This is a genomic window from Herbiconiux aconitum (assembly GCF_024979235.1).
Classification (GTDB): Bacteria; Actinomycetota; Actinomycetes; order Actinomycetales; family Microbacteriaceae; genus Herbiconiux; species Herbiconiux aconitum.
Genome location: NZ_JANLCM010000002.1, coordinates 1,500,598 through 1,526,605 on the forward strand (window position 1 = coordinate 1,500,598; position 26,008 = coordinate 1,526,605).

The 26,008-nt window shown below is 69.6% G+C and carries 24 protein-coding genes; 14 read left to right on the forward strand and 10 right to left on the reverse strand.

Annotated elements, in window-relative coordinates; translation table 11 throughout:
• Positions 1-130: 130 nt before the first annotated feature.
• Positions 131-826, reverse strand: a complete 696-nt coding sequence (locus tag N1027_RS18570) for a hypothetical protein (protein WP_259510008.1) — start codon at positions 824-826, stop codon at positions 131-133.
• Between the two features lie 216 nt (positions 827-1,042).
• On the reverse strand, positions 1,043-1,849 hold the full coding sequence (locus N1027_RS18575) for a helix-turn-helix transcriptional regulator (protein ID WP_259510010.1): 807 nt from the start codon (positions 1,847-1,849) through the stop codon (positions 1,043-1,045).
• A 113-nt stretch (positions 1,850-1,962) separates the two neighbouring features.
• On the opposite strand from N1027_RS18575, the gene N1027_RS18580 reads away from it, so the two are divergent.
• Genes N1027_RS18580 through N1027_RS18595 form a run of 4 tightly spaced genes read left to right on the forward strand, consistent with a single transcriptional unit; the run spans position 1,963 to position 5,988 of the window.
• On the forward strand, positions 1,963-3,000 hold the full coding sequence (locus N1027_RS18580; protein ID WP_259510016.1) for an iron-siderophore ABC transporter substrate-binding protein: 1,038 nt from the start codon (positions 1,963-1,965) through the stop codon (positions 2,998-3,000).
• A gap of 53 nt (positions 3,001-3,053) precedes the next feature.
• Positions 3,054-4,049: a FecCD family ABC transporter permease gene (locus N1027_RS18585; RefSeq protein ID WP_259510484.1), complete on the forward strand. Its 996-nt coding sequence runs from the start codon at positions 3,054-3,056 to the stop codon at positions 4,047-4,049.
• A gap of 38 nt (positions 4,050-4,087) precedes the next feature.
• Positions 4,088-5,113 carry a FecCD family ABC transporter permease gene (locus N1027_RS18590; RefSeq protein ID WP_259510486.1) on the forward strand — a complete coding sequence of 342 codons (1,026 nt, stop codon included), beginning with the start codon at positions 4,088-4,090 and terminating at the stop codon, positions 5,111-5,113.
• Complete coding sequence (locus N1027_RS18595; RefSeq protein ID WP_259510019.1) at positions 5,110-5,988, forward strand: ABC transporter ATP-binding protein; 879 nt, start codon at positions 5,110-5,112, stop codon at positions 5,986-5,988. Before N1027_RS18590 ends, N1027_RS18595 begins: the two co-directional genes overlap by 4 nt.
• Before the next feature lie 18 nt (positions 5,989-6,006).
• On the opposite strand, the gene N1027_RS18600 is transcribed toward N1027_RS18595, so the two are convergent.
• Positions 6,007-6,744: a M23 family metallopeptidase gene (locus N1027_RS18600; RefSeq protein ID WP_259510021.1), complete on the reverse strand. Its 738-nt coding sequence runs from the start codon at positions 6,742-6,744 to the stop codon at positions 6,007-6,009.
• Between the two features lie 120 nt (positions 6,745-6,864).
• On the opposite strand from N1027_RS18600, the gene N1027_RS18605 reads away from it, so the two are divergent.
• The 3 genes from N1027_RS18605 (at position 6,865) to N1027_RS18615 (ending at position 10,901) form a co-directional block, all read left to right on the forward strand.
• Entirely contained in the window at positions 6,865-9,330 is a 2,466-nt protein-coding gene (locus N1027_RS18605; protein WP_259510023.1) for a X2-like carbohydrate binding domain-containing protein, read from the forward strand.
• A 151-nt stretch (positions 9,331-9,481) separates the two neighbouring features.
• A complete protein-coding gene (locus tag N1027_RS18610; RefSeq protein ID WP_259510025.1) occupies positions 9,482-10,303 on the forward strand; it encodes an enoyl-CoA hydratase/isomerase family protein in 822 nt (273 codons plus the stop codon).
• A 91-nt stretch (positions 10,304-10,394) separates the two neighbouring features.
• Positions 10,395-10,901 (forward strand): hypothetical protein, encoded by a 507-nt coding sequence (locus N1027_RS18615; RefSeq protein WP_259510027.1) that lies wholly within the window; start codon positions 10,395-10,397, stop codon positions 10,899-10,901.
• Here N1027_RS18615 and N1027_RS18620 read toward each other — a convergent pair.
• Complete coding sequence (locus tag N1027_RS18620; protein ID WP_259510029.1) at positions 10,885-14,040, reverse strand: glycoside hydrolase family 2 TIM barrel-domain containing protein; 3,156 nt, start codon at positions 14,038-14,040, stop codon at positions 10,885-10,887. The two genes, N1027_RS18615 and N1027_RS18620, sit on opposite strands and share 17 nt — an antisense overlap.
• Positions 14,041-14,125: 85 nt before the next feature.
• Here N1027_RS18620 and N1027_RS18625 point away from each other — a divergent pair, with 85 nt between their 5' ends.
• The 3 genes from N1027_RS18625 (at position 14,126) to N1027_RS18635 (ending at position 15,689) form a co-directional block, all read left to right on the forward strand.
• Positions 14,126-14,725, forward strand: a complete 600-nt coding sequence (locus tag N1027_RS18625; RefSeq protein WP_259510031.1) for a TetR/AcrR family transcriptional regulator — start codon at positions 14,126-14,128, stop codon at positions 14,723-14,725.
• A 19-nt stretch (positions 14,726-14,744) separates the two neighbouring features.
• Positions 14,745-15,215: a VOC family protein gene (locus N1027_RS18630; RefSeq protein WP_259510033.1), complete on the forward strand. Its 471-nt coding sequence runs from the start codon at positions 14,745-14,747 to the stop codon at positions 15,213-15,215.
• 225 nt (positions 15,216-15,440) lie between these two features.
• On the forward strand, positions 15,441-15,689 hold the full coding sequence (locus N1027_RS18635) for a hypothetical protein (protein ID WP_259510034.1): 249 nt from the start codon (positions 15,441-15,443) through the stop codon (positions 15,687-15,689).
• Between the two features lie 58 nt (positions 15,690-15,747).
• Here the strand turns inward: N1027_RS18635 and tal are convergent, their stop codons facing one another.
• Both tal and N1027_RS18645 read right to left on the reverse strand, forming a co-directional pair.
• Positions 15,748-16,884, reverse strand: coding sequence for a transaldolase (gene tal, locus N1027_RS18640; protein ID WP_259510035.1), 1,137 nt, complete (start codon positions 16,882-16,884; stop codon positions 15,748-15,750).
• Between the two features lie 111 nt (positions 16,885-16,995).
• A complete protein-coding gene (locus tag N1027_RS18645) occupies positions 16,996-20,850 on the reverse strand; it encodes a phosphodiester glycosidase family protein (protein ID WP_259510037.1) in 3,855 nt (1,284 codons plus the stop codon).
• Between the two features lie 128 nt (positions 20,851-20,978).
• Between N1027_RS18645 and N1027_RS18650 the strand changes: the two genes are divergently transcribed.
• Complete coding sequence (locus N1027_RS18650) at positions 20,979-21,386, forward strand: hypothetical protein (RefSeq protein ID WP_259510039.1); 408 nt, start codon at positions 20,979-20,981, stop codon at positions 21,384-21,386.
• Between the two features lie 10 nt (positions 21,387-21,396).
• Here the strand turns inward: N1027_RS18650 and N1027_RS18655 are convergent, their stop codons facing one another.
• From N1027_RS18655 to N1027_RS18670, 4 genes are all read right to left on the reverse strand, one after another.
• Positions 21,397-21,741, reverse strand: coding sequence for a type II toxin-antitoxin system PemK/MazF family toxin (locus N1027_RS18655; protein ID WP_259510050.1), 345 nt, complete (start codon positions 21,739-21,741; stop codon positions 21,397-21,399).
• On the reverse strand, positions 21,735-21,992 hold the full coding sequence (locus tag N1027_RS18660) for a ribbon-helix-helix domain-containing protein (RefSeq protein WP_259510051.1): 258 nt from the start codon (positions 21,990-21,992) through the stop codon (positions 21,735-21,737). Before N1027_RS18660 ends, N1027_RS18655 begins: the two co-directional genes overlap by 7 nt.
• Positions 21,993-22,103: 111 nt before the next feature.
• Complete coding sequence (locus N1027_RS18665) at positions 22,104-22,232, reverse strand: hypothetical protein (RefSeq protein ID WP_259510053.1); 129 nt, start codon at positions 22,230-22,232, stop codon at positions 22,104-22,106.
• 152 nt (positions 22,233-22,384) lie between these two features.
• Positions 22,385-24,646, reverse strand: coding sequence for an ATP-binding cassette domain-containing protein (locus tag N1027_RS18670; RefSeq protein WP_259510055.1), 2,262 nt, complete (start codon positions 24,644-24,646; stop codon positions 22,385-22,387).
• Between the two features lie 106 nt (positions 24,647-24,752).
• Between N1027_RS18670 and N1027_RS18675 the strand changes: the two genes are divergently transcribed.
• The 3 genes from N1027_RS18675 to N1027_RS18685 are packed head-to-tail and all read left to right on the forward strand — an operon-like array spanning position 24,753 to position 25,972.
• On the forward strand, positions 24,753-25,196 hold the full coding sequence (locus N1027_RS18675; RefSeq protein ID WP_259510067.1) for a VOC family protein: 444 nt from the start codon (positions 24,753-24,755) through the stop codon (positions 25,194-25,196).
• A 2-nt stretch (positions 25,197-25,198) separates the two neighbouring features.
• A complete protein-coding gene (locus N1027_RS18680) occupies positions 25,199-25,387 on the forward strand; it encodes a hypothetical protein (RefSeq protein WP_259510075.1) in 189 nt (62 codons plus the stop codon).
• A gap of 27 nt (positions 25,388-25,414) precedes the next feature.
• Positions 25,415-25,972, forward strand: a complete 558-nt coding sequence (locus tag N1027_RS18685; protein WP_259510077.1) for a hypothetical protein — start codon at positions 25,415-25,417, stop codon at positions 25,970-25,972.
• Positions 25,973-26,008 lie beyond the last annotated feature (36 nt).

Below are 26,008 nucleotides of genomic sequence, written 5' to 3' on the forward strand. Positions count from 1 at the left end.
GCATCCCGACACTATCACCCCAGAGGTCCACCGTAAATACCTCGCCACTCGCCAAAATCCGCCCTGAACGATGGCGTTGAGGGCGGATTTTGGCGAGTCGCGAGGAGGAGAGAGGGAGGAGCGGGGGCGGCTAGCCCCAGGTGCCTGCGGGAGAGGCGTACTCGGGCACGGGGGTGTAGGCCCAGTGGGAGCCGTTCGCGTAGTGGCTGCTCGCCCAGGGCGACGCCCAGATCGCGGCCTCGATCTGCGCAGTGGGAGCGGATGACGCGAAACCCGCCACGATGGCGGCGTAGCCGGAGTTGCCGTGCAGCGCGTTGCCGACGTTCTGGGCCGCGGTGACGAGGTTGTCGTAACTGCCGAGGCCACTTCCGCCACCTGAGCCCCAACCGTTGTTGAGCGGGTTGTTGCGCAGCCACCAGTCGTCGGGGCCGTTTTCTTGACGCATCCAGCGCATCATCACGGTGACGTTCGACTCGCTCACCGGGAAGCCCGCGAGGTAGAGCACGAGCTCGGCCCAGTCGCGATTCGTGCTGCCGGCGGTGTAGGTCTCGAGACCGGGTGCGGCGGCATAACCGTCGCGGGAGATCGCAGCCGCGACCGCGCCCTCCGAGACCGCGACGGTCTGGTCGGGCTGCGCATATCCCGCGGTCTGGCGCGCCGAGTACGGCGCCTCGGCTTGCGCCTCCTCCGTGGGCGGTGGCGGGGCCAGCGCCGTGAGGGCCGCGAGCGCGAACACCGCGGCACCGGCGCAGAGCGAGAGCACGACGCCCCGTGGGCGCGGTCCACGCCCGGGGCGGTTCGAGTTTCGGAGGAAGAGTGAGGTCATCGGGAGCGGTCCTGCAGCGCTGGCGGCACGGAACGGCCGTGCCGAAGTCGCCACCCTACCAGCCGGGTCCCAAACCCGCCTGAGTCGCCCGAATCGCGCGTGTAGTCTCGACGGCGTTCGCCCAGCGATTCGGGCTGAGGCTCCGTCGATTCGTCTGGCTGGGCGATTCCTCCGTCGCTTCGACCGCGACCGGGCGAAGAGGGCGGCAGCGGGCGGTCAGGGGCGGGCCGTGTAGCGGGACGGCGTGGTGCCGAAACGCGCCGCGAAGGCCGCGATGAACCCGCTCGAAGTGGCGTAGCCGACCCGCACCGCCACATCCTGCACCGACTCCCCCTCGGCCAGCAGACCGGCGGCGACGTGCATCCGGGCCTGGATGCGCCACTCCCGAAACGTGCGACCGGTGTCGGCCACGAAGGCGCGCGCGATGGTCTTGGCACCGACGCCGACCTCCGCCGCCCAGTCGTCGAGCTCACGCGGATCGCCGGGGTCGGCGAGCAGCCGGGCGGCCACGGCGCGGGCGCGGGGGTCGCCGGGAAGCGCCACGATGTCGTGCCGGGTGCCGGCGCTCTCGAGCAGATCGACGAGCAGGGCGTGGCAGCGGAGCCGGCGTTCAGGACTCGGCCCCGAACCGGCTTCGGTGAGGTGCCGCAGCACGGCGGCGGAGAGGTCGTCGGCGCCGACGATACGCGGCCGGCGCCAGTGGTCGCCCGACGGGCGGAGCTCCGGATGCGCGTACACGCTGATCAGCGTCCCGGCGCCGGAGAAGGCCATCTCGTGCCGGACCCCCGCGGGTATCCACGCGAAATGGTCACGGCGCAGATGCCACGTCGCCGCGCGCACGGACAACTCCATCGCGCCCTCCGGCATCCAGGCCAGCTGATCGTCGTCGTGCACGTGCGGATCGAAACGGGTGCCGGTGTCGACCCGGGTGCGGGCCGCCACGATGTTCGTCAGTGTCGCCTCGGCGACATCGGCCCCGCCCCGGAGCCCCGTTCCAGAGGGCGGATATGCGGTGGCGGACATGCTGAAGTCGTCTCCCGTCGATCGGCGTCCGTTTAGAGCGATAGCGCGCTTGTTTAGGTAAGGCTAACCTGACTAAGGCCTTGCCGCCTCTCCGCCATTCCGAAGGACGACCCATGAAGCCCACCCGCATCCTCGCCGCCGTCGCGGCACTCGCACTGACCGGAGCAGCTCTGGCCGGCTGCGCCTCCTCCTCCTCCAAGGCCAGTACCGCGAATCCCGACTACACCACCGGGCCCAGCGACACCTTCCCGGTGACGGTCGAGCACCAGTTCGGCGAGACGATCGTTCCGGCAGAGCCGCAGCGCATCGTGGTGGTGGGCCTGACCGAGCAGGACATCCTGCTCGAACTCGGCGTCACCCCGATCGCCACCACCGAGTGGTACGGCGAGCAGCCCCACGCCGTCTGGCCCTGGGCGCAAGAGTTGCTGGGCGACGCGGAGCCGACCGTGCTCGACCAGACCGACGGGCTCGAATACGAGAAGATCGCGGCCCTGAAGCCCGACCTGATCGTGGGCACCAACGCCGGCCTCGACGAAGAGGCCTACGACAAGCTCGCCGACATCGCGCCCACCGTCACGAGCATCGCGGGCTCCGAGCAGTACTTCTCGAGCTGGCAGGAGCAGACCCGCCAGGTGGCCGCCGCCGTCGGGCGCTCGGCCGAGGGCGAGGAGCTGATTCAGGGGGTGGAGGATGCCTACACAGAGGCCGCTGCCGCGCATCCGGAGTTCGCCGGACTCACCGCCAGCTTCTCGCAGGGCCTCCCCTACGACGGCACCCTGTGGGTGTACCCCGACGGTGTGAACACCGACTTCCTCACCGAACTCGGCTTCACCATGACCCCTGGTCTCGAACAGTACGCGGCCGAAGCGGGCCAGCAGGCGCAGCTCTCGCCCGAGAACGTCGATCTGATCGACGCGGATGTCATCGTCTTCGCCACCGAGAGCGCGGACGGTCCGAAGGAGTTGCAGGAGTTCGGCACCCTCGGGAGCCTCGACGCCGTGGTGAACAACCGCGCCGTCTACACCGATCCTGAGCTCTCCGGAGCCATCTACTTCCTCACTCCGCTGAGCCAGAAGTACGTGATCGACAACCTCGTTCCGCGACTCGTCGACGCCGTGAACGGCCAGGCGCCGCACGACATCGAGGGCTGAACAGGCCACCCGTGACCCTCGCCCCGCCGCGCATCGAGCGCAGCCCCGCCGCCATGCGCCGACGCCGCGCGGCGGGGCTGGCGCTCGCGCTCGGCGCGCTCGTCGCGGCGGGTGCGCTCTCGGTGCTGGTGGGATCGAAGATGCTCGCCCCCCACGACATCGTGCACGCCCTCACCGCCTATACGGGCACGCCCGCCGACCAGATCGTGCTGGAGCTCCGCGTCTCGCGCACGATCGTCGCCGTCATCGTGGGCGCCGCGCTCGGGGTGGCGGGAGCGCTGATCCAGGCCCTCACCCGCAATCCGCTCGGCGATCCGGGCATCCTCGGAGTGGATGCGGGTGCCGCCTTCTTCGTGGCCGTCGCGGTGGGTGTCGTCGGGGTCGGCACCGCGGCGGGCTACCTCTGGTGGGCGTTCGGAGGTGCGCTGCTCGCGACCGTCGTCGTGTACCTCGTGGGAGTGACCGGCCGGCGTGGCGTCGACCCGATCCGGATGACGCTGGCCGGCGTCGCCGTGGCCGCCGTGCTCACCGGCCTCACCACCACCATGATGCTGATCGACCCGGTCGCGTTCACCAAGCTGCGCGGCTGGGATGCCGGCTCCCTGGTGGAGCGCGGTCCCGACATTTATGTGCCCGTGCTGCCCTTCGTCGTCGTGGGCCTGGCACTGGCGCTGGCCGTCGCGCATCCGCTCAACGCGCTCGGGCTGGGTGAGGACCTCGCCCGGTCACTCGGTGCGCGGGTGGTGCGCACGCGCATCCTCACCGTCGTCGCGATCACGCTGCTCGCCGGCGGCGCCACGGCCATCGCCGGGCCGATCGCCTTCGTGGGTCTCATGGTGCCGCACGTCGCACGGTGGATCGTCGGCCCCGATCAACGCTGGATCGTGCCGTACTCCCTCGTGCTGGCGCCGACGCTCGTTCTGGTCTCGGATGTCGTGGGCCGGGTCGTCATCTCACCGAGCGAGGTGCCGGTGGGCATCGTCACCGCCTTCGTGGGGGCGCCCGTGCTGATCGCGCTGGTGCGGCGGTCGCGGGTGAGTGCCCTGTGAGCAGACCGCCGACATCCGTCGACCGCGTCGACTTCGGGATGCGCACCGCCGTCGTGCGTCGTGGTCGCCTCTCGCTGCGCTTCGCCTGGCGGCCCGTGGTCGTCGGGGCGGGCATCTGGGCTGGGGTGCTGCTCGTCTCGCTGCTCGCGCTCGCACTCGGCGACCTGCCGCTGTCGCTCGGCGAGGTCGCCTCGGCCCTGCTCGGGCAGCAGACCGGCATCGCCTCGACCGTGGTGCTCGAGTGGCGGCTGCCGCGTGTGCTCGCGGCCGTGCTCTTCGGCGCGGCGATGGGGGTGTCGGGGGCGATCTTCCAGTCGATCACCCGCAACCCGCTCGCGAGCCCCGACATCATCGGGTTCACCGCCGGCTCCTACGCGGGCGGCGTGTTCGCCATCATCCTGCTCGGCAGTGCCTTCTTCGGGGTCGCCGCCGGCGCGTTGATCGGCGGCCTCGGCAGCGCCGCGGCCGTGTACCTGCTGGCCTACCGGCGCGGGATGCAGGGCTTCCGCCTGATCGTGGTCGGCATCGGTGTCTCGGCGATGCTCACGGCGTTCAGCTCCTTCCTCGTGCTGCGCGCCGAACTCGAGATCGCGATGCTCGCGTCGACCTGGGGCGCCGGCTCGCTGAACCCCGTCGGCTGGGCGCAGTTCCTGCCGGCCGCGGTGCTGATCGCCGTCGTCTTCGTGGCCCTCGGCCCGCTCGCCGGCCCGATGCATCAGCTCGAACTCGGCGACGACGCGGCGAAGGCGCTGGGGCTGAGGGTCGAGCCTGTGCGGCTCGGGCTCGTGTTCTGCGGCGTCGCGCTCACCGCCGTGGTGACCGCGGCGGCCGGGCCCATCGCGTTCGTCTCCCTCGCGGCTCCGCAGATCGCTCGACGTCTCACCCGCAGCGCAGGGGTCGGGATGGCCTCGGCCGCCGGCCTCGGCGCCCTGCTGCTCGCAGCCTCCGATCTGGTGGCCCAGCATCTGTTGCCGAAAGACATCCCGGTCGGGCTGGTCACGGTCGTCGTCGGCGGCGGCTATCTCGTCTGGCTGCTCATCCACGAAGCGCGGAGGCGCCTGTGAACCTCTCCCCTGTCCCGCCTGCTGAACCCTTCGGGTGCGCTCGCCTGCGCGCCGACGCGGTCACCATCGGCTACGACCGGCGGATCATCTCCTCGGGGTTGACCGTCGAGATCCCCGACGGCTCGTTCACCGTGATCGTCGGACCCAACGCCTGCGGCAAGTCGACGCTGCTGCGGGGTCTCTCGCGGCTGATCACGCCGAGCGCGGGTCAGATCGTGCTCGACGGCGAATCGATCGCGTCGTACCGGGCGAAGGAGGTCGCCCGGCGGCTGGGTCTGCTGCCCCAGACCTCCGTCGCGCCCGACGGCATCACCGTGGCCGATCTGGTGGCGCGCGGCCGCTTTCCGCACCAGTCGCTGACCCGTCGCTGGTCGGAGGCCGACGAGGTCGCCGTCATGCGCGCCCTCGACGCGACCGGGGTCTCCGAGCTCTCCGGGCGGCTCGTCGACGAGCTCTCCGGCGGGCAGCGGCAGCGCGTCTGGGTGGCGATGGTGCTGGCACAGGAGACCCCGTTGCTGCTGCTCGACGAGCCCACCACCTTCCTTGACATCGCTCATCAGATCGAGCTGATGGAGCTGTTCACCGACCTGCACGAATCCGGCAGCACCCTCGTCGCGGTGCTGCACGACCTCAACCAGGCGGCGCGCTACGCCACGCACCTGATCGCCATGAAGCTGGGCGCCGTGGTGGCGGAGGGCCCGCCCGCCGAGATCCTGACGGCGGAGCTGGTGCAGGAGGTGTTCGGCTTGGAGTGCCTCGTGGTTCCCGACCCGGTGACGGGCACGCCCTCCGTCGCCCCGATCGGCCGGTCGCGCGCGCGTGGTGTGGGCGCCGCCCACTCATCCGGGCGTTTTCGCAGAATCGGGGGTGACTAATCCGCTCATTCCCGCGGATCAGTGCTCGGGCGCGGGGGCGACGACCGTGTTCTCGGCGGGGATCGCCGCGTCGCGGAGGGTGGGCGGCGCATCCGGATGCGTCCACTCGCGAAAGCGTCGGAAGGCGAGCGGGATGCCGCGGGCGACCGCGAGGTCGGCGCTGTCCATGAGCTGGAGATGCAGGTGCGGTTGCGTCGAGTTGCCCGAATTGCCGCACGCGGCGAGCGGCTGCCCCACCGTCACCTCATCGCCGGGCGCGACGCGGAGAGACCCCTGGCGCAGGTGCACCAGGGCGGCGAAGACCCCGGCTCCGCTCCGGCTCTCGCTCTCGCTCGCGCTCCCGCTCTCGCGCAGCTGCAGCACCACGTGGTTGCCGGCGATCGCGGTCACCCCGGCCCGCAGCCGCGCCGCCTGACCGAGCGCGTACGGCAGGAGGGCCGCCTGCGAGCGCCGGGCTTCGTGATCCGCCTCGCCGTCGTGCACAGCGACGACCGTGCCGTCGGCCGGCGCCAGGATCGGGCGGCCGAACGACACGAACCGCTCCGGCGGTTCGGTGGCGAGCACGGTGCGCCAGTCGCTCACGGTCGCGGATCGGTGCCGCCGGTCGACACCGACGAAGTCGATCGCATATCGCTCCCCGAACACATCGACTCCGTGACTCGGAACCCGTCGCGCGGGGCTGTTCTCCACCCGCCAGAGGTCGGCGAACGGCAGCGAGAGCAGCACCGCTCCCGGGGCCTCCGACGCGTCATCCATTCCCCCACCCTACGGATTCGACCCCCGAAGACGGCACATCGCTCTTGTGCCCGTGGCCCTCCGCATGATTTATTAACGTCGTCAAGTAATTACGGCAGCGTTGCCGGAAATGGGGAACTGATGCACGAACGCAAGAAACTCCTGCGCAGCACGATGGCGGCGGTCACCGCCGGTGTCGTGGCGCTCTCGATCGGGCTGGCCGGTGCGGGCACGGCCGTCGCGACGGAAGAGACGCCGCCGCCGACACCGGCGACCACGAACGCACCGCCCGCCGCCGCGCCCACCGACCTCGCCGCCAAGCCCTACCTCGGCTGGAGCAGCTACAGCATGCAGGTCTACTCCGGCAACAGCAAGTGGATCACCGCCGACCAGATCATCGCCCAGTCGGATGCGATGCACGAGAAGCTGCAGCCCTTCGGCTACGAGTACATCAACGTCGACTCCGGCTGGAACGGCAGCGTCGACGGCAACGGCCTCCCGGTGCCGAGTACCGAGCTCTACCCCGATGGTCTCCAGACCGTCATCGACCACGTGCACGGCAACGGCCAGAAGTTCGGTCTCTACTTCATCCCGGGCATCTCGCCGGACGTCTACGAGCAGGCTCTGCCGATCGCCGGCGCTCCGGAGTGCACGACGCACGACATCGTGAAGCAGCCCATCCAGCAGGCCGACTACTGGAACATCGGCTACCGCCTCGACTTCGAGAACCCGTGTTCGCAGAAGTACATCGATTCGATCGCGAACCTGCTCGACTCCTGGGGAGTCGACTTCGTGAAGTTCGACAGTGTCACGCCGGGTTCGGGCATCAGCGACCTGTCACTGGATGCGCGCGACGACGTGGCTGCCTGGTCGGAGGCTCTGCACGCCCGCGGCATCTGGTTCGAGCTCTCCTGGGCGCTCGACATCAACTACGCCGACTATTGGAAGGAGATGGCCGACGGCTGGCGGGTCGACTGGGACGTCGAGTGCTACTGCGGCAGTGACGCCCTCACCACCTGGGACAACATCGACCGTCTCTTCCCCCGCCTCGCCGATTGGTGGCGCCACGGCGGGCCCGGCGGCTGGAACGATCTCGACTCGCTCGACGTGGGCAACGGATCGATGGACGGCCTGACCCGCGACGAACGCCGCACCGCCACCACGCTCTGGGCCATCTCGGCCGCCCCGATGTATCTCGGCAACGACCTGACGCAGCTCGACCAATTCGGGCTCGACCTCGTCACGAACAAGGAAGTGCTCGCGGTCAACCAGGCCGGCACACCCGCGCAGCCGGTGTCGATCGCCACGAAGAAGCAGGTCTGGTACGCCCTGAACGCCGACGGCAGCTACACGGTCGCGTTGTTCAACCTGGGCCGCACCGACGCCGACATCACGGCGAACTGGGCCGATCTCGGGCTCACGGGCGGGGCATCCGTTCGCGACCTCTGGGCCGGCAAGAACCTCGGCTCGGCTGACACCGGCTTCACCGCCGAAGACGTGCCGATCCACGGTGTGCGCCTGCTGAAGGTCACGCCCGCCAAGAAGGCCGCCCTCACGGTGAACGACGACTCCCTGCGGGTCGCGTATGACGGCGACTGGACGCGCAACGGCAACACCGAGGTGGCGGCCACCAGCCAGCCCCTGACGGTGTCGGTCTTCGATTCGTCGACGGATGCCACTCCCCCGACGCCCCCGGCCGACGGGCGCACGATCGCGGTCAACGACAACGATCCGGGCATCGTCTATACGGGCTCCTGGGGCCAGAGCGGCAACCGCGGTCTGGGCGACTTCGGCGACGACGTGCACTACGTCGAGGCGAACGGCTCCGCGTTCCAGTACACCTTCCAGGGCACCGGCATCGACTACGTCACCGAGACCCACGAATCGCAGGGAGACGTCGACGTGTACCTCGACGGCGTCTTCCAGCAGACCGTGAGCACGCACCTCGACCCGAGCGAGGGCCGCGGGGTGCAGGTGGCGGTGTGGAGCGCATCCGATCTCCCGAACGGCACCCACACGCTGCAGGTCGTGAAGAAATCGGGCGCGTTCATGCTGCTCGACAAGCTCGACGTCACTCTCGAGAGCCTGCTGAGTCCGAGCACCGCGGTGTTCGACAAGGCAGCGGGGGCGGATGTCGCGGTCGAGGTGCTGCGCGACCCGGGCGAGCTGGCGGGCCTCAGTCACGACGGCGCGGCGCTCGTGGCCGGCACCGACTACGACGTGTCGGGCTCCACGGTGACGATCCACGCCGCCTACCTCGCAGGTCTCCCCACGGGCGACGCGGCGATCGACGTCGCGTTCCGCGGCGACCTCCACGACGACGTGCACGCCACCACGGCCGACGGCGACTCGGTCTCGTTCGCCTTCCGAGGAACGGGCGTCTCCTGGAGCGGCCCGACCGGGCCCGACCAGGGCACGGTCGAGGTGCGACTCGACGGTGCGGTCGTGGCGACGGTCGACACGCACAGCGCCGCGCGCCTCACCGCGCAGCCGCTGTTCTCGGCCGACGACCTGAAAGACGGCGATCACACGATCACCGTGGTGAAGACATCCGGAGCCGTGCTGCGGCACGACGCCTTCGCCTACACGGTGAAGAAGGTGAAGTAGGCCAAGTAGCCGGAACGACGGATGCCGTGCCCCGCGTCAGCGCGCGGGGCACGGCATCCCACCCCCAGGCATTGAATCGGCGCGGCCGCAGTGGCATCATCGGGGCCAGTGCGCGGGCGCGCGCGTGGGGCCGACGGAGAGGTGGTGCGGCATGGCCGCGAGCGAGCAGTTCCGGGTGCACGAGGAGAGCGACGCCTACTGGCGGGTGGTGTTCGAGAACGGGCCGGTGAACCTCATCGACCCCGACACCGTCGAGCAGCTGGCCGATTTGGTCACGCGCATCGAAGGCGCACCCGAACTCACGGTGGTGGTGTTCGAGAGCGCGAACCCCGACTACTTCATGGCCCACTGGGACTTCCTCGCCGACCCCGCGCGCGTCGCTGCGATGGCGACCGGGCCGACCGGGCTCCCGGCCTACGTCGACAACTTCATCCGTCTCAGCCGGGTGCCGCCGCTCACCATCTCGTCGATCCACGGGCGCGTGCGGGCGGCGGGCAGCGAGTTCGTGCTGGCCACCGACATCCGCTTCGCCGGCGATCGTGCGGTGCTCGGTCAATTCGAAGTGGGCGTCGGTTCGGTGCCGGGCGGCGGCGCGATGGCGCGGCTCGCGCGACTGGTGGGGCGGGGGCGGGCGCTCGAGATCCTGCTCGGTGCCGACGATGTGCCGGCCGCGCGCGCAGCCGAATACGGTTACGTCAACCGCGTGCTGCCCGACGCTGAGCTGGATGCCTTCGTCGACGGCTTCGCCCGCCGCGTGGCCGGCTTCGACCGCACCGCCGTGCGCACCACGAAACACCTGGTCGACACGGGGTCGCTCCCCGATTCGAACGAGGAGTTCGCGGCCGGCATGAAGGCCTTCTTCCAGACCTCCGGTCGCCCCGAGAACGCCGACCGCGTCAAGCGCCTGTTCACCCTCGGTCTGCAGCAGCCCGACGGCGTCGAGCGCGACCTCGGCCGGCGCTTGGCGGAGTGACCCGCGGGAGGGCGCGGCGGGGCGCCGCCGACATCCCGCATGGAGGCGATGCTCAGGTTGATCAACAGTTGTCGGGTAGACTCCCAGAGCGATGCCGCACACCATCCTCCTCCACGCCGACGCCGACACGGTTCAGGACTACGTCTTGACCCGCTCGATCATGCGCTTCTCGCGCGGTGCCCCACCTGAGGAGTGGAAGTTCGAGCATCGCGAGGTGCGCTTGGCGTCGGGGCCGCAATGGAACGAGATCAACGCGTTCCTCTTCGACTACACCGTGGCCCGGATCGTGGTCGCCACCGATCGGCAACCGCCGCACCATCTGCCCGAGCAGGTGACGTTCGTCGATCACTTCCTCGACGCCATCCGCGCGTCGGCGGCGACGTCGGCCCACAAGCTCTGGTCGGCGCGTCAGGCCGACCGGCTGACCGCGCCCGATTCCACGACGGTCGCCCTGGTGAGCCTCCTGCTCACCCCGCCCGGCACCGAAGACCGGGCCGCGCTGATGCACCGTCTCCCGCCGCCCTATCGCGAAGCCGGGTCGGGGTCGGGCGCGCCCGACGGGCCCGGCGCGCCCGGCACGCTCAGCGCAGCGGAGTGAACCGCAGCGACAGCGTGCGCTGCTCCGGGCGCAGGATGTGGTCGGGCCAGACATCCGGACCGCAGGCCCGCGAACCGAGTCCGTGCTGCACCGCATCGAACCACAGGTACACCCGCTCCGACTCCGGCAGCTCGTGCGGATGCTCAGCGGCCGTGACCTGCGCGGTCGTGTGCCGCCGGAGGGTGAATCCGGGCCGCCGGCCACGGTGGTCGGGCGCGGCCTCCACCCGGAGCCAGGGCGAACCGTTCTCCCAGAGCACGAGTTCGCGCAGGCCGCTGCGGTGGCCGCTCTCCTGCGGGCGGGCGTAGTCCACCACGAGGTCGTCGATGGCGGCGGAGTACCGGCCGACGTGAGCCGAACGGATGCTGTCGGGATACGACTCGCGCTCCCCCGCACCGAACCACTCCGCCCGATCGACGGTCGGCGGCAGATCGAATCGCACCCCGACGCGAGGCCAGTGGATGCTCCAGTCGCCCACCGGGGTCAGAGTCGCCCGCAGCACGGAGGCCTCGCCGTCGCGGCTCCAGCGCTCGTCGAACAGCACGCTCTCGCGCGAATCGGCGGCGGCGTAGCGGCTGCGACGCCGCGAGCCGTCGGCCGAGGCCTCCTCCACACGGGGCACCAGGCGGTCGAGCCCGGCCTGTCGCCAGAGCTCGGCCGACGAGGGCGCCGGCTCACCCTGTCCACGGTTCGACCAGGGGTCGACCCGGTCGTAGCTGCCGAAGCCGCCCTGACCCGTGGCGTTGCCGGAGAGGTCGTTGTCGGTCGGCGCACGCCAGAGCTCGGCCCAGGGGCCACCGACGGGCAGTCCGGCGAGCGTCGAGAGGCCGGCGAACGGGCTCGCGGATGCCTCCGCACGCGTCGAACCCGCCGCATCCGTCGACGCCGACCCGTCGGAGCCCGCCGACCCCGTCGCGCCCGCCGACCCCGTCGCGCCCGCTGACCCCGTCGCGTCTCCCCGGCGTGCACGCGACCACGTCGGCGCCGCCACCGGCGCGCCGAGCGCCTTCTGCGCGGTCACGACCACGTGCCCCGCCGGCGCCCAGACCGTCTCGTCGGCGAGCACCACGTCGACCGTGAGCCAGTGCTCGCCCGGCGCATCCGTCACGCCAGCCTCGAACACCGGCACGGGCACCCGATCCGCATCACCGGCCGGCACCTCGGCCGGAAGGTCGAGCGTGCCCCGCTCGACGACACGACCGTCGACCGACCGCGACCACCGCAGCGCGAAGGCCGCGAGCGAGGCCGAGTGCTGGCGGTTCTCGACCACCACCGCGCCGCCGTCGCCATCGCCATCGACGGCGCCCGCGAACGCGATGCGCACCGGCGCCACCACCTGCTTCCACTCGAACAGTGACGGGCTCGGCGTGCCGTCGGAGAGCACCAGTCCGTCCATCACGAAGTTGCCGTCGTGCACGACCTCGCCGAAGTCGCCCCCGTAGGCGAAGTACTCCCGCCCCTCGGGCGTCCGGGTGCGCAGGCCGTGGTCGCGCCATTCCCACACGAACCCGCCGTGCAACCGCGGGTGGCGGTCGACGATCTCCTCGTAGAGGTCGATCGCGCCCGGCCCGTTGCCCATGGCGTGCACGTATTCGCACTGCAGGAACGGCTTCGACCGCTGCCGCGCCGACTCCGCCGCCGAGCAGCCGAGGAGCAGGGAATCGTCGTCGTCCGACCCGATCGACTGCGTCTCCGCGATCGTGGCATACATGCGCGAGTAGACATCGGTGTAGGCGCCCGAGTAGTCGCCCTCGTAGTGCACGGGGCGTTCGGGGTCGCGGGCGTGCACCCAGTCGGCCATGGCCGCCAGGTTCGCCCCCGTGCCGGACTCGTTGCCGAGCGACCAGAGCACGATGCTGGGGTGGTTCTTGTCGCGCTCGACGGTGCGCTCTATGCGATCGAGGTAGGCCTCGCGCCAGGCCGGGTCGGCGCTGGGGTTGCCGGTCCAGCTCGAGGTGGCCGATCCGCTCCGCTGGAACGCGTGGGTCTCGAGGTCGCACTCGAGGATCACCCAGAAGCCGAGCTCGTCGGCCAGGTCGAGCAGCCGCGGATGCGGTGGGTAGTGACTGGTGCGGATCGCGTTCACGTTGAACTGCTTCATCTGCGCCAGGTCGGCGCGGGCGAACTCCTCGTCGAACACGCGCCCGCGGTCGGGATGCGTCTCGTGGCGGTTCACGCCGTGGAAGAGCACCTTGCGGCCGTTCACCAGAAACTGGTCGCCGCGGATCTCCACCGTGCGGAAGCCCAGGCGCAGGGCGACTGACTCGGCGTCGTTCGACACGGTCGCGTCGTAGAGCTGCGGGGTCTCGGCCGACCAGGGTTCGACGTCCGCGATCTCGACGGGCGCGACATCCGCCGCCGTCGGCCAGCTCACGTCGACGCCGAGACCGGGGATACGCAGGCGCAGCGGGAAGGCGGCACCGCGGGTCTCGACCTCCACCGCGCCCCGGCCGTCGCGGAAGCCGGCCCGCACCCAGAGGTCGTCGATGCCGCCGTGCGGCCTGGCCTGCAGCGTGACCGAGCGGAAGATGCCGGGCAGCCACCACTGGTCCTGGTCTTCGACGAACGTGGCCGCCGACCACTGGTGCACCCGCACCACGACGAGGTTCTCGCCCGGCTGCACCTGGGCGGTGACGTCGAACTCCTGCGCCAGCCGGCTGCCGCTGCCCACGCCGATCTCGACGCCGTTGACCCACACCTTGTAGCGCGACTCGACGCCGTCGAAGCGCAGCACGACCGCCTCCGCTCCCTCGAAATCGGAGGGCAGCGCGAACGTTCGTCGATAGTCGCCCGTGGGGTTGGAGTCGGGCACGAAGGGCGGATCGAGCGGGATCGGCAGCTGCACGTTCGTGTAGACGGGCCGGCCGTAGGCTCCGTCGCCCTCGAGCACCCAGTGCGACGGAACCGGGATGCTCGCCCACTCCGAGTCGTCGAAACCGACGGCGGCCACGCCCTCGGACGGCTCCCCCGCGGGCAGCACATCCGCCGCGCCGGGCGTGCCCGGTGCCCCGGCGAGCAGGCGGAACCGCCACTCGCCGTCGAGCGAGAGGCTCGGTGCATCGCTCGCGAGCCAGGCGCGGGCGGGTCGCCGGGCTCCAGAACCCGGAGCGGTATCGGTCAGATAGGTCGAAGGCTGCAAAACTGGTCCTCACCGTGGTGCGTGGATGTCATCGCGAGGCTAGCATCAAATTCGAGCAACCACTCGAAATAGATCGGAGGTGTTCATGTCGACCGGCAGCACATCGACGGCTCGCCGCGGCCCGGGCGCGAAATCGGCCGAGCGTCGCCGCTCGATCATCGACGCGGCCCACGCCGTCTTCGCCGAACGGGGCTACAACGCCGGCTCCTTCCAGGCCGTGGCCGACCGGGTCGGCATGAGCCAGACCGGCCTGCTGCACTATTTCCCGGCCAAGAGCGACCTGCTGCTTGCGGTTCTGCAGCGGCGCGACGAGGTGTCGACGGCAGCAGTCGACCCCACGGCCGGGTTCGCCGAGTCGGTGTTGCTGAAGGCCCGGGCCAACGAGCGGATTCCCGGGGTGATCCAGCTCTACGCCGTACTCAGCGGCGAGTCGACGACCGAGGGCCATCCCGCGCGTGCCTACTTCACCACGCGGTTCGATCGGCTGCGCACCGGCACCGCGGCCGAACTCCGCGCGCTGCAGGCGGACGGCCTGCTGGGCGGCAGCGTCGACGTGGCGATCGCCGCGGCATCGCTCGCCGCCCTCTGGGACGGCCTGCAGCTGCAATGGCTGCTCGCCCCCGGCGAGGTCGACGTCGTGGCCTGCCTCCGCGACTACCTCGACGGGCTGTTCGCGCGCCCGTGATCGCGCCTACGGTGGAGGCATGACGGATGAATCAGACGGCGCCGACCGGGGCACTCCCCGTGCGGGCTCGCCCATCAAGGTCGCCCAGCTGCGCGTCGTCGTGGAGGCCGCCGACTTCGACGAGGCCGTCGCCCTCTACCGCGACGTGCTCGGCCTGCCCGAGGAGGCCTCGTTCGAGGGCGAGGGCGACGCCCGCGTCATGATCCTGGAGGCGGGACGGGCGACCCTGGAGATCTCGAACCCGGCACAGGTGGCGATGATCGACGAGGTGGAGGTGGGGCGGCCGGTGAGTCCGCGCATCCGTCTCGCCTTCGAGGTCGACGACTCCGCTGCGGCCACGCGAGCACTGGCCGATGCGGGCGCCGAGGTCGTCGCGCCGCCGACCCGCACTCCGTGGAACTCGCTCAACGCACGCCTGCACACCACGGCCGACCTGCAGATCACCCTCTTCGAGGAGCTCGGCGAGCCCGAGACCCGCCCGCAGGGTTAGGAGGGGCTGACCGTCTCCGCCTCGCGCTCGCGCAAGGCCTCGGCCACGGCTTCCTGCAACCGGGCCTCCTCCGAACTCGCCCGCATCCGGCTGACGGCGCAGCACCAGGATGCCGCCCACCACGACGGCGGCGACCAGCAGCACCAGCACGAGCAGCGCCCACGGCACGGCTCAGCCGTCGGCGCTGCGCTCCACGACGCCGAGCCCGCTGTCGCTGCCCGGGTCGTGCTCATCACCGCGGGCAGCGATGCCCCCACCGCGACGCTCGTCGAGGCCGTCACCGCATGGGCCGATCGCGAAGGAGTCGATCTCGAGCGGATGCCCGCGGCCGACGACGACGAGGTGGAGGACCGCATCGACGAGGCCGTCGCAACGGCTCCCGACCTGGTGCTCGGCGCAGGCCCGGGCGTCATCGACGTCTTCTCGCTGCTCACCGGCCAGCACCTCGCGCAGCAATCCTCGGCTGAGGCGTGAGGCCTGAGGCGTCGGGCGTCAGGGCCCCGGGCACCTCATCCGGTGGTCGGCGGGCGATTCACCGCGTCGTCGCACCGCGGCGAGACGCCTGGAGTGCCGTCGCGATGGTGGCGGTGAGCTCCTCGCCCGAGGCGACGAACTTGGCCACCCCTTCGTCTTCGAGGGTGGCGGTGACGTCGTCGTAGGAGATGCCGAGCGCCGCGAGCGCGTCGAGGTGCTCGCGCGCGGCACCGGCTGTGCCGGACACCGTGTCACCGCGCAGCACGGCGTGGTCGAACACGGCGTCGAGGGTCTTCTCGGGCATCGTGTTCACCACCCCCGGCGCTACGAGTTCCACCACGTAGAAGGTGTCGGGCAGTGCCGGGTCTTTCACGCCCGTCGACGCCCACAGGGGCCGCTGCGGGTTGGCGTCCTGGTCGAGCAGCCGCCGCGCGCGATCGCTCGCGAACGCCTCTTCGAACACCTCATACGCGAGTCGGGCATTCGCCACTCCGGCCTGGGAGCGCAGCGCTCGCGCCTCCTCCGTGCCGATCGCGTCCAGCCGCCGGTCGACCTCGGTGTCGACCCGTGACACGAAGAACGACGCGACCGAGCGGATGCCGGTGAGATCGATGCCTGCCGCTGCCGCCCGTTCCAGCCCGGTCAGATAGGCGTCGATCACGCCGCGGTAGCGATCGAGACTGAAGATGAGGGTGACGTTCACGCTGATGCCGGCACCGATGGTCTCGGCGATCGCATCGAGACCTTCGACGGTGGCCGGGATCTTGATGAACGCGTTCGGACGGCCGATGGCGGCCGACAGATGCTGTGCCTCGGCGACGGTCGCGGCCGCGTCGTGGGCGGAGGCCGCGCCGACCTCGATCGAGACCCAACCGTCGTAGCCGCCGGTGCGGTCGTAGACGGGGCGCAGGATGTCGCAGGCCGCTGCCACATCGGCCGTGGTGAGAGCGAACACGACGTCGTCGGCCGTCGCCGAGGTGCCGGCGAGGGCGGCGATCTGCTCGTCGTAGGCGGTGCCCTTCGACACCGCCGCGGCGAAGATCGTGGGGTTCGTGGTGATGCCGACCACACCTCGTTCGGCGATCAGGGTGTTCAGTCCGCCCGATCGGATGCGTTCCCGCGAGAGGTCGTCGAGCCAGATACTGACGCCCTCGGCCGCGAGTGCGTCAGTGGTGGTGGTGTTCTCGTCGTTCATGGTCGCAGCTCCTTCGCACCCCCTTCTTCGAGAGTACGCCGCGACCGATCACCACCCAAGGGGGACGTGATCGAATCACGCCCCCCTTGGGTGATGGCCGCTGGGGCCGGGTCAGGCCCGGCGTCGCCGCCGCATCACGAGGAGGCCTCCGCCCAAGGCGAGCACGAGGAACGCGCCGAGGCCGAGCGCGAGGCCGGCAGGGCCGTTCGCGCCGGTGCTGGCGAGGGAACCGTCGGCCGAAGTCGACGAGGCGGTTCCGTTACCGGTCGATCCCGACGCGTCGCCCGGCGTCGAGCCGCTTCCGCCGCCGTCACCCGGGGTCGAGCCGCCACCACCAGACCCGCCGTCACCGGTCCCGCCGTCACCGTTTCCGCCGTCTCCACCGTTTCCGCCACCGTCACCGTCACCGGGCTGACTCGGGGCGGCCTCGACCGTGATGGTCTTCTCCGCCGTCATCCCGCCGGCCGTCACCGAGACGGTCGTGGTTCCCGCAGCGAGCGCGGTCACTTCCCCGGTCACGGCATCGACCGCCGCAACCGCTGCGTCGCTGCTCGCCCAGACGTGCGACACCGGATCGGCGATCGGCACGACCACCGGGTCGAGGTTGTCGCCCGACTGGTTCACACCGCTCGCCGTCAGGGCCAGGGTGTCTCCGACCGTGAGGTCGGCATCCGTCGCATCGGCTGCGGCCGTCGCGTCGAGCGCTGTGACCCGATCGGACGCGGCGGCCACCGGCTCAGCCGCTCCGTCGATCGAGAGCGACTGCAGCACGGCCTGCACCGCGAACTGCACGGTTCCGTCGTTCGCGATGTGCACGAGACCGAAGTGGTAGAAACCACCCTTGTCGGGCGTCGTGTACGCCGGCATCCCGAGATCGCCGAAGGTCAACTGCGGTATCCCGGCGCTGCCCGACACCGCGTCGCCCTGCGGGTCGAGGATCTGCTCGGCGAAGCCGCGGGCGTGCCCGTAGGTCATGATGACGTGCCGATCCGGATGCGCGGTCTGGTAGTTCTGCACCAGCTGGAGGTACTGCTGCGCCTCCCACCGGTCGGTGAACTGGCTGTTCTTCGCGGGGAACGGGTCGTAGGCCGGCATGTGGATGGCCACGACGGCCACCGGGGTGGTGACCGCGTCGAGCTGCTTCACCAGCCAGTCGTACTGCTCCGCATCCGGAACCTGGAACGGGTTCGACGAGGTGACGCCGCCGTGGGCATTGTCCGAGGCGATCACTGTCGCACTGCCCACCGTGTAGGAGTAGTGGGTCTCGCCGAAGGTCTGGTTGAAGTTGACGTTCTCCGGGGTGGCGCCCTGGGTGATCTCGTGGTTGCCCACGAGGTCGTGGTAGGGCAGGCCGAGTGCCGAGATCTTCTGCGCCGCGTACTGCAGGTTCGCCGGGTCGCCGTTGTCGGCCATGTCGCCGAGCATCTGCACCACGTCGGGAACCGCCGCATCGGGCAGCGGAGCGACCTTCGTGCCGTCGGCGGTGGTGTACCCGGAGCCGTTCACGAGCCCCGCGATGTCGTCCATCACGTGCGAGCTCGTGCCGTCGGGGTCGTCGGCGAGCATGTGTGCGTCATCCCCCATCAGGATGGTCTGGCCGCCCGGCGTGAACTCCGACGGCGATTCGACGTAGTGCAGCCACGAGGGGTTCTCGGGGATGGGCGTGTACTCGGGCTCCTCCGGGGTGCGGGCGGCGTAGAGCACCTGCAGCGACGAGAGCCGCATGGTTCCGGTGGAGGCCAGCGTGGGGTTGATGCTCAACATGTCGACCCAGGACAGCGTGAGCGGGAACACCGTTCCTGCCGGCAGCTGCGTCTTCAAGAGGCTCCAGCCGTTGTACTGCACGCCCGTGTTGTAGAGCGTGGCCGACTGGCCGTTTCCCTGCTTGTAGGAGGTGGCGAACTGGAACGCGTTGTGCACCTGGTCGTCGTCTTTGATCCACACCGCGATCGCGGTGGGGTTCTGGCCGGCCGAGTTCTTGTCGATGGTCACCGGATTCTTCGGCGAGAGCACCATCTGGTGCACGCCGGGGGTGCCGGGCATCGAGTAGTCGAGGCGGATCGAGGAGCTCTCGGTCGAGCCGGGCGGCACATCCGGGTCGGTGCTGGTGGTGGCCACGGCGCCGTTCGTGATGTTGTACTTCCAGGCCGTGCTGTCGTTCATCGGGTCGAGCACCTGCCCCTTGCTGCCGACGCCCACCTCGATCACGGTCTCGGCACCGGCCGCACTCACCGTGATCGCTTCGATGCCCGAACCGGATGCGGCGGCCGTGAAGACCCCGGTCGCGGAGTCGATGGCGCCGAGGGCCGGGTCGCTGAGCGTCCAGGTGGCCGCACCCGCCGCGATGGGCGTGCTGAGGCCCGCTGCGTGGCCCGTCAGCGCGAACGTGGTGGTCGCGCCGTTGTCGAGATCGGGTGCCGCAGGGCTCGCCGACAGCGACGAGAGGGTCGCGGCGACGGTCAGGGGAACGCTCGCGGTCGCTGCCCCCTGGGACACCGTGAGGGTTCCGGAGCCTGCCGCGGCGGGCTGGAAGGTGCCGCCGCTCCAGCTGCCGAGCGACGCGGGGTCGACCGTGACGGTCGGCGTTCCGGCATCCGTCGGGTTGCCGTGAGCGTCGAGGGTGTAGGCGCGAACGGGGGCCGGGATGCCCACCACGGCGTCGACGGGGTTGCCGCCGGCGATCGAGGCGGTCGCGGGTGCTCCGGCGTCCGTCGCGGTGCTGTAGACGAAGATGCCGTTTCCGACCGGGCGTTCCACGTTGCCGGCGTCGGAGGGCAGGTTCATCACACTGACCTGCTGCTCCCCCGGCTGGCGGGCGACGAGGCTGGTCGATCCGCCGCCGTCGAGCAGGAGGGCGCTGTCGACGCCCTTCTGCTTGAGATAGCCGGCCACCTGCGCCACGCTCGGGCCGATGGCCGTGGCGCTGGTTCCGCGGCCATCGAGAGCCACCATCGTGAGGTGCTTGCCGTCGGCGCTGATGCCGATCGCAGTCTCGGGGTTGAGGCCGGCGGGGTTTCCGTTGCCGTAATCGGGCGTGATCTCGCCCCCCGCGATGAGCGGCTGGCCGGGGCCCTGCAGCAACTGCTCGATGTCGTTGTCCGGCGCGATGGCATGCGAGACGGTGACGGTGTCGCCGACGTGAACGTTGGCACTGAGCCACTCGCCGCCGGCGGCCGAGGCGAGCAGGCCCGCCGTGCCGCCGGCGAGCGCGGGCAGCGAAGCGACGGGGGCGATGCTCGTCACCGTGATGCTGGCGCCGCCGTCGTTCGTCGTCCCCTGTGCGAAGACGGGGTTCGCGGGCAGGTCGGTGGGGCTACCGAGCCGTGGGGTGATCTCGGTGATCTGGTCGCCGCTGGCGTCGCCTGTCCAGTTGATGGAGAACAACGGATGGGTGCGGCCGCCGACAGCGATCGTTCCGCTGAACTCCTCGTCGCGAATGGCGCTGGTGCCGTCGGCGAGCACCACGAAGGTGCCGGGATGGTTGTGGGTGGGGCTCTTCCAGATCTCGCCGTCGACGATCTGACCGTCATTCGGCTGTCCGGAGGCGTTGATCTGAAAGAACCCGCCGTTGATGCCGGCCACGGCGCCGGTGCGGTTCGCCATGGAGCTCGGGGTCTCGTCGGCCGGGTTGATCAGGGTCTGCCCGGCTCCCACCACGCCGAGGCGCACGTTCGCGTCGCTCGCGTCGACCTCGAGCAGCTGCACGGGCTGTCGTCCGGTGACCGTGTTCAGCACGTCGGAGTGTTCGGTGACGCCGGCCGTGATCGGCACGTCGGGCGTGGCGCTGTCGGTCACGACGGTGGGCCAGTTGGCCGGGGTGGGAGGCATCCAGGCGTCGCCGTCGGCGGCGGATGCCGGAACCGCGCCGAGCGCCAGACCGCCGAGCACGAGGCAGGCGGCGGTGGTCGAGGCGAGGACGGTACGGGAGCGTGGTCGGAGGTGTTTCGTGTGGTCTCGTTGTGGCACGAGTCCCGAAAGTAGGTTCGCGTTGTGGACGACTCGCGGACGACGGGTGTCCGCCGGATGTCCGCCAGGTAGCTAGTTTCTGTTAACTAACTACCTGGCGCGGCACCTCGGCTCGATAGGGTTGCGGCATGTCAATGGTCGGCCCGACGGGCGCCCCCCTCCCCGCTCCGCACACCGAGCAGCCGCTCGTGCGTTTCGGCGACTTCTATCTCACCGAGCACTGGGTGGTGACGCCGCAGGGCAGCGTTCCACTCACGAACTGCCAGATCATCGTGGCGAACAACACCCGCGTCGACCGCGTCATCCCCACGTGGGCGATCGTCGTGGCCATCGTCGGCTTGTTCGTCATCTTCTTGTTCAGTCTGCTGTTCCTGCTCGCGAAGGAGGATCGCGTGAGCGGGTTCGCGCAGATCACGGTGACGAACGGCTCATTCACCTACCAGACCGGCGAGCCGGCCCAGTTCAATACCGCGGCGCAGTTCTACGAGCTGCAGAACCGGGCAAACTACGCCCGGGCCCTCATCGCCCGCGCCTAGCCGGAGGCACTCAGAGCGCCAGCACCAACCGCATTCCGCGCTCGACCCCCTCGAGAAGATAGGAGGGAAGCTCTCCCACCTGATCTCGCAAGTTCTCTATATCGACCGTCGAGATCTGGGTGACATTGACGACCGAATCGCTCCGCAACCCTGACGCCGTCGACGGAAGGAAGACATTTCCCGGCTGCTCAGCAAGCGCTGTCTTCGAGGTGATGGTCAGCACCACACACGTTGAAATCTCGCTTCGATTGAACCTGTCGGCTTGCATCACCAGAACTGGCCTCCGGCGCGCCGGAGCACTCCCCCGCCGCTCTCCGAGATCCGTCCACCAGATCGAGCCCCGATTGATCACCATTCGTCGTCTTCGACATACCGAGCGGCTTGCATTTGCGAAAATCGCGCGAAGTCGCGAGCCTCTTGTTGAGCGTCGGGACCGGCGCGACGAATCGACTCATTGATGCGCTCCGTCAGGTCGTCTGCCTCGAGCTGCCGGAGGTAAAGCTCCGCAGCGCGCGAGAAGAACTCCGACCGATTGATCCCGATCTCCGCGGCCTTGCGGTTGACGCGCTCGAACGTGTCATCAGGAACCGAGATCGCGGTTTTCATGGGTCGAGTATAACGCGGTATAACAGCCAGCATGCGGATTCCTTCCATCGAGCGAATCCGCAGACCGCCTAGTGATTTATGCTCATATAATAGCAGGCGGAGCTTGCGGGATCAACGCGAGGTGCGGGCGTCGTCGATGGCTCGGGCGACGACGGCGACGGTCCACTCGGCCGCCTCGCGCACGGCGCGCTCGGCCTCGCTCTGAGCGCTGACGGCGCGTTCGTTCTGGGAATCGGGCACGACGGAACCTCCGGAAAAAGCGATGGGCGGATCGCGACGTCGGGTGAACGTCTCGCCGCTCGGGTTAAACGACTGATCGGCCCGCGATTACGGTACCCCGGCCCGACCACCCGAACCGGCGAAACCGCCCGTAATCACCCTCCCGCTCACCCTCAGCCGGCAACGTACTCCGCGAGATGCTGCCCGGTCAGCGTCGACCGATCGGCCAGGAGTTGCGCCGGTGTGCCCTCGAACACCACTCGCCCGCCGTCGTGACCGGCGCCCGGACCGAGGTCGATGATCCAGTCGGCGTGCGCCATCACGGCCTGGTGGTGCTCGATGACGATCACCGTCTTGCCCGAGTCGACCAGGCGGTCGAGCAGGTGCAGCAACTGCTCCACGTCGGCGAGGTGCAGGCCCGACGTCGGTTCGTCGAGGACGTAGACACCGCCTTTCTCGGCCATGTGGATCGCCAGCTTGAGTCGCTGCCGCTCCCCGCCCGAGAGCGTCGTGAGCGGCTGACCGAGGCTCAGGTAGCCGAGCCCGACGTCGACCAACCGTTGCAGGATGGCGTGCGCCGGCCCCGATGCGAAGAACTCCTCTGCCTCGGCCACCGGCATCGCGAGCACCTCGGCGATGTTCTTGCCGTCGAGCCGGTATTCGAGCACCTGCTGCTGGAATCGCTTGCCGCCACACTCCTCGCACACCGTCGCGACGCCGGCCATCATCGCCAGATCGGTGTAGATCACGCCGGCGCCTTTGCAGTTCGGGCAGGCGCCCTCGGAGTTGGCGCTGAACAGCGCCGCCTTCACGCCGTTGGCCTTCGCGAAAGCCGTGCGGATGGGGTCGAGCAGCCCGGTGTAGGTCGCGGGGTTGCTACGCCGCGACCCGCGGATGGCCGTCTGATCGACCGAGACCACGTTCGCCCCCGGCGGGATCGATCCGTGGATCAACGAACTCTTGCCCGACCCCGCCACACCGGTCACCACCGTGAGCACGCCGAGCGGCACGTCCACGTCGACGCCGCGCAGGTTGTGCCGCGTGGCGTCACGGATCTCGAGCGCGCCCGACGGCGTGCGCACACCATCCTTCAGCCGCGCCCGGTCGCCCAGATGGCGCCCGGTGAGGGTCTCGGATGCTCGCAGCTCGTCGACCGTGCCGGTGAAGGTGATCTCTCCCCCGTGCACCCCGGCACGCGGCCCGAGGTCGACCACGTGATCGGCGATGCCGATGGTTTCCGGCTTGTGCTCGACCACGAGTACGGTGTTGCCCTTGTCGCGCAGGCGCAGCAGCAGACCGTTCATGCGCTGGATGTCGTGCGGGTGAAGGCCCACGGTCGGCTCGTCGAAGACGTAGGTGACGTCGGTCAGACTCGATCCGAGGTGCCGCACCATCTTCACCCGCTGCGCCTCGCCGCCTGAGAGCGACGCCGAGGTGCGCTCGAGACTCAGGTAGCCGAGGCCGATCTCGACGAAGGAGTCGAGTGTCTGCGACAGCGTCAGCACGATCGGCGCCACCGACTCGTCAGAGATCCCCCGCACGAATTCGGCGAGATCGCTGATCTGCATCGCGGTGCAGTCGGCGATGTTGCGCCCGTCGATCGTCGACGACAGGGCGGCCGGATTGAGGCGCGTGCCCAGACACTCCGGGCAGCGGGTGAAGGTGACGGCTCGGTCGATGAAGGCCCGGATGTGCGGCTGCACCGTCTCGCGGTCTTTCGACAGGATCGACTTCTGCACCTTCGGCACGAGCCCCTCATAGGTGAGGTTCATGTTCTGCACCGATACCTTCACCGGCTCTTTGTAGAGGAAGTCGGCCCACTCCTGGTCGGTGTAGTCGGCGAGCACCTTGTCGCCGTCGAGGAATTCCGAGTCGGCGTAGATGCGCACGTACCAGCCTTCGGCCTTGTAGCCCGGGATGGTGATCGCGCCCGCGTTCAGCGACTTCGTGCGGTCGACGAGCTGATCGACGTCGATGTCGTTCACTTCGCCGAGGCCCTCGCAACGCAGGCACATTCCTTCGGCGGCATTGAACCCGTAGTGGAACGACGGGCCGATGTGCGGGTCGCCGAGCCGGGAGAACAGGATGCGCAGCATCGCGTTCGCGTCGGTCGCGGTGCCCACCGTCGACCGCGAGTTCGCCCCCATCCGTTCCTGGTCGACGATGATGGCTGCACTGAGACCGCTCAGCCCATCGACGTCGGGCCGACCGAGGCTCGGCATGAACGACTGCACGAAGGCGGTGTAGGTCTCGTTGATGAGGCGCTGCGATTCGGCCGCGATGGTGCCGAACACGAGCGAGCTCTTGCCCGAGCCGGAGACCCCGGTGAACACGGTGAGACGTCGCTTCGGGATGTCGACCGAGATGTCTTTGAGGTTGTTCTCGCGGGCTCCGCGCACGGAGATGAGGTCGTGGGAGTCGGCGGGATGGTTCATGATCCGATGGTGACACGTCATCCGCGTCGTGCCAATATCGTCACCAGTTGGACCCGGTGTCGCACACAGGGTGCGCGCATCGCGGTTCTGCTGGAGAGGACTGATCATGGACCTGAAACTCGAAGTCGTCGTCATCCCGGTCTCCGATGTCGACCGCGCGAAGGAGTTCTACCAGAAGCTCGATTTCCGTCTCGACGCCGACTTCACGGTGAAGCCGGGGTATCGCGTGGTGCAGTTGACGCCCCCGGGCTCACTCGCCTCCATCATCTTCGGTGAGGGGCTGAGCTCGGCGACACCGGGATCGGTGGAGGGCTTGCAGGTCGCCGTGACCGACATCCTGGAAGCCCACGATTGGCTCGCCGAGCGTGGCGTCGACGTGAGCGAGGTCTTCCACGACGAGACCGGAGTCTTCCACCATGCCGGCACCGTGGGACGGGTGTCCGGCCCTGACCCCGCACGGGCGAGCTACGGCTCGTTCCTCTCCTTCGAAGATCCCGACGGCAACGGCTGGATCGCGCAGGAGCTCACCACGCGTCTGCCGGGTCGTTGATCATGGCCGACAACAACGCGATCCTGCTCGAGCTGCTGAAGAACGCAGCCGCTGCGCACGGCATCCACGAGAAGGACGATCTCGGCGGTGTCTTCGACGAGCAATGGCCCGAGTGGTATGCCGCGCACATGACCCAGGCCCTGAAAGACGAGGGCTACACCATCGCGCCGCTCGCGGCGGACGCGAACTGACGAGAAGCAAGGGAAGAAGGCGACATCATGGGATTCGTCGACCGCATCCTGGGCCGCAACCACGATCTCGAAGAGAACAGGCCCGCGCCCCACGCCGACGCCCCCGAGGCGAAGCCCGCCGACGAGCGGGCTGTGGCGGAGTATGAGCGGCTGCTCCGCACCGCGCCGCCCGAGACGATCGAGAAGGTGCACGTCGAGGCCTTCGCGAGGCTCACGCCCGAGCAGCTCGACATCCTGTACGACCGCTTCACCGCGAACGCGTCGACGGCCGAAGACCGGCCGGCGGATGCGCGACCAGCCACGCTCGCGAAGACGGCCACCCAGGTCGAGCAGAAGAAGCCGGGCACGCTCCAACGGGTGATGGGCGATGACGCTTCGGCGAGCACGCTCAACACCTACGTCGGGCTGTCCATCCTCGACACCGTGATCTGGTATTCGATCGCGTCGACGCTGTGGACCGGGTTCGATCAGGGCGCCGGCGGCGAAGGTGGAGATGTCGGCGACGACGGGGGCGATGACGGCGGCAATGCCAGCCAGGCTTCCGACGGCTTCGACGGTTTCGGCGGCAGCGGGTTCGACTTCTGAGCAGCCTCGCATAGTTGACGCGTCAATTAAAAGGAG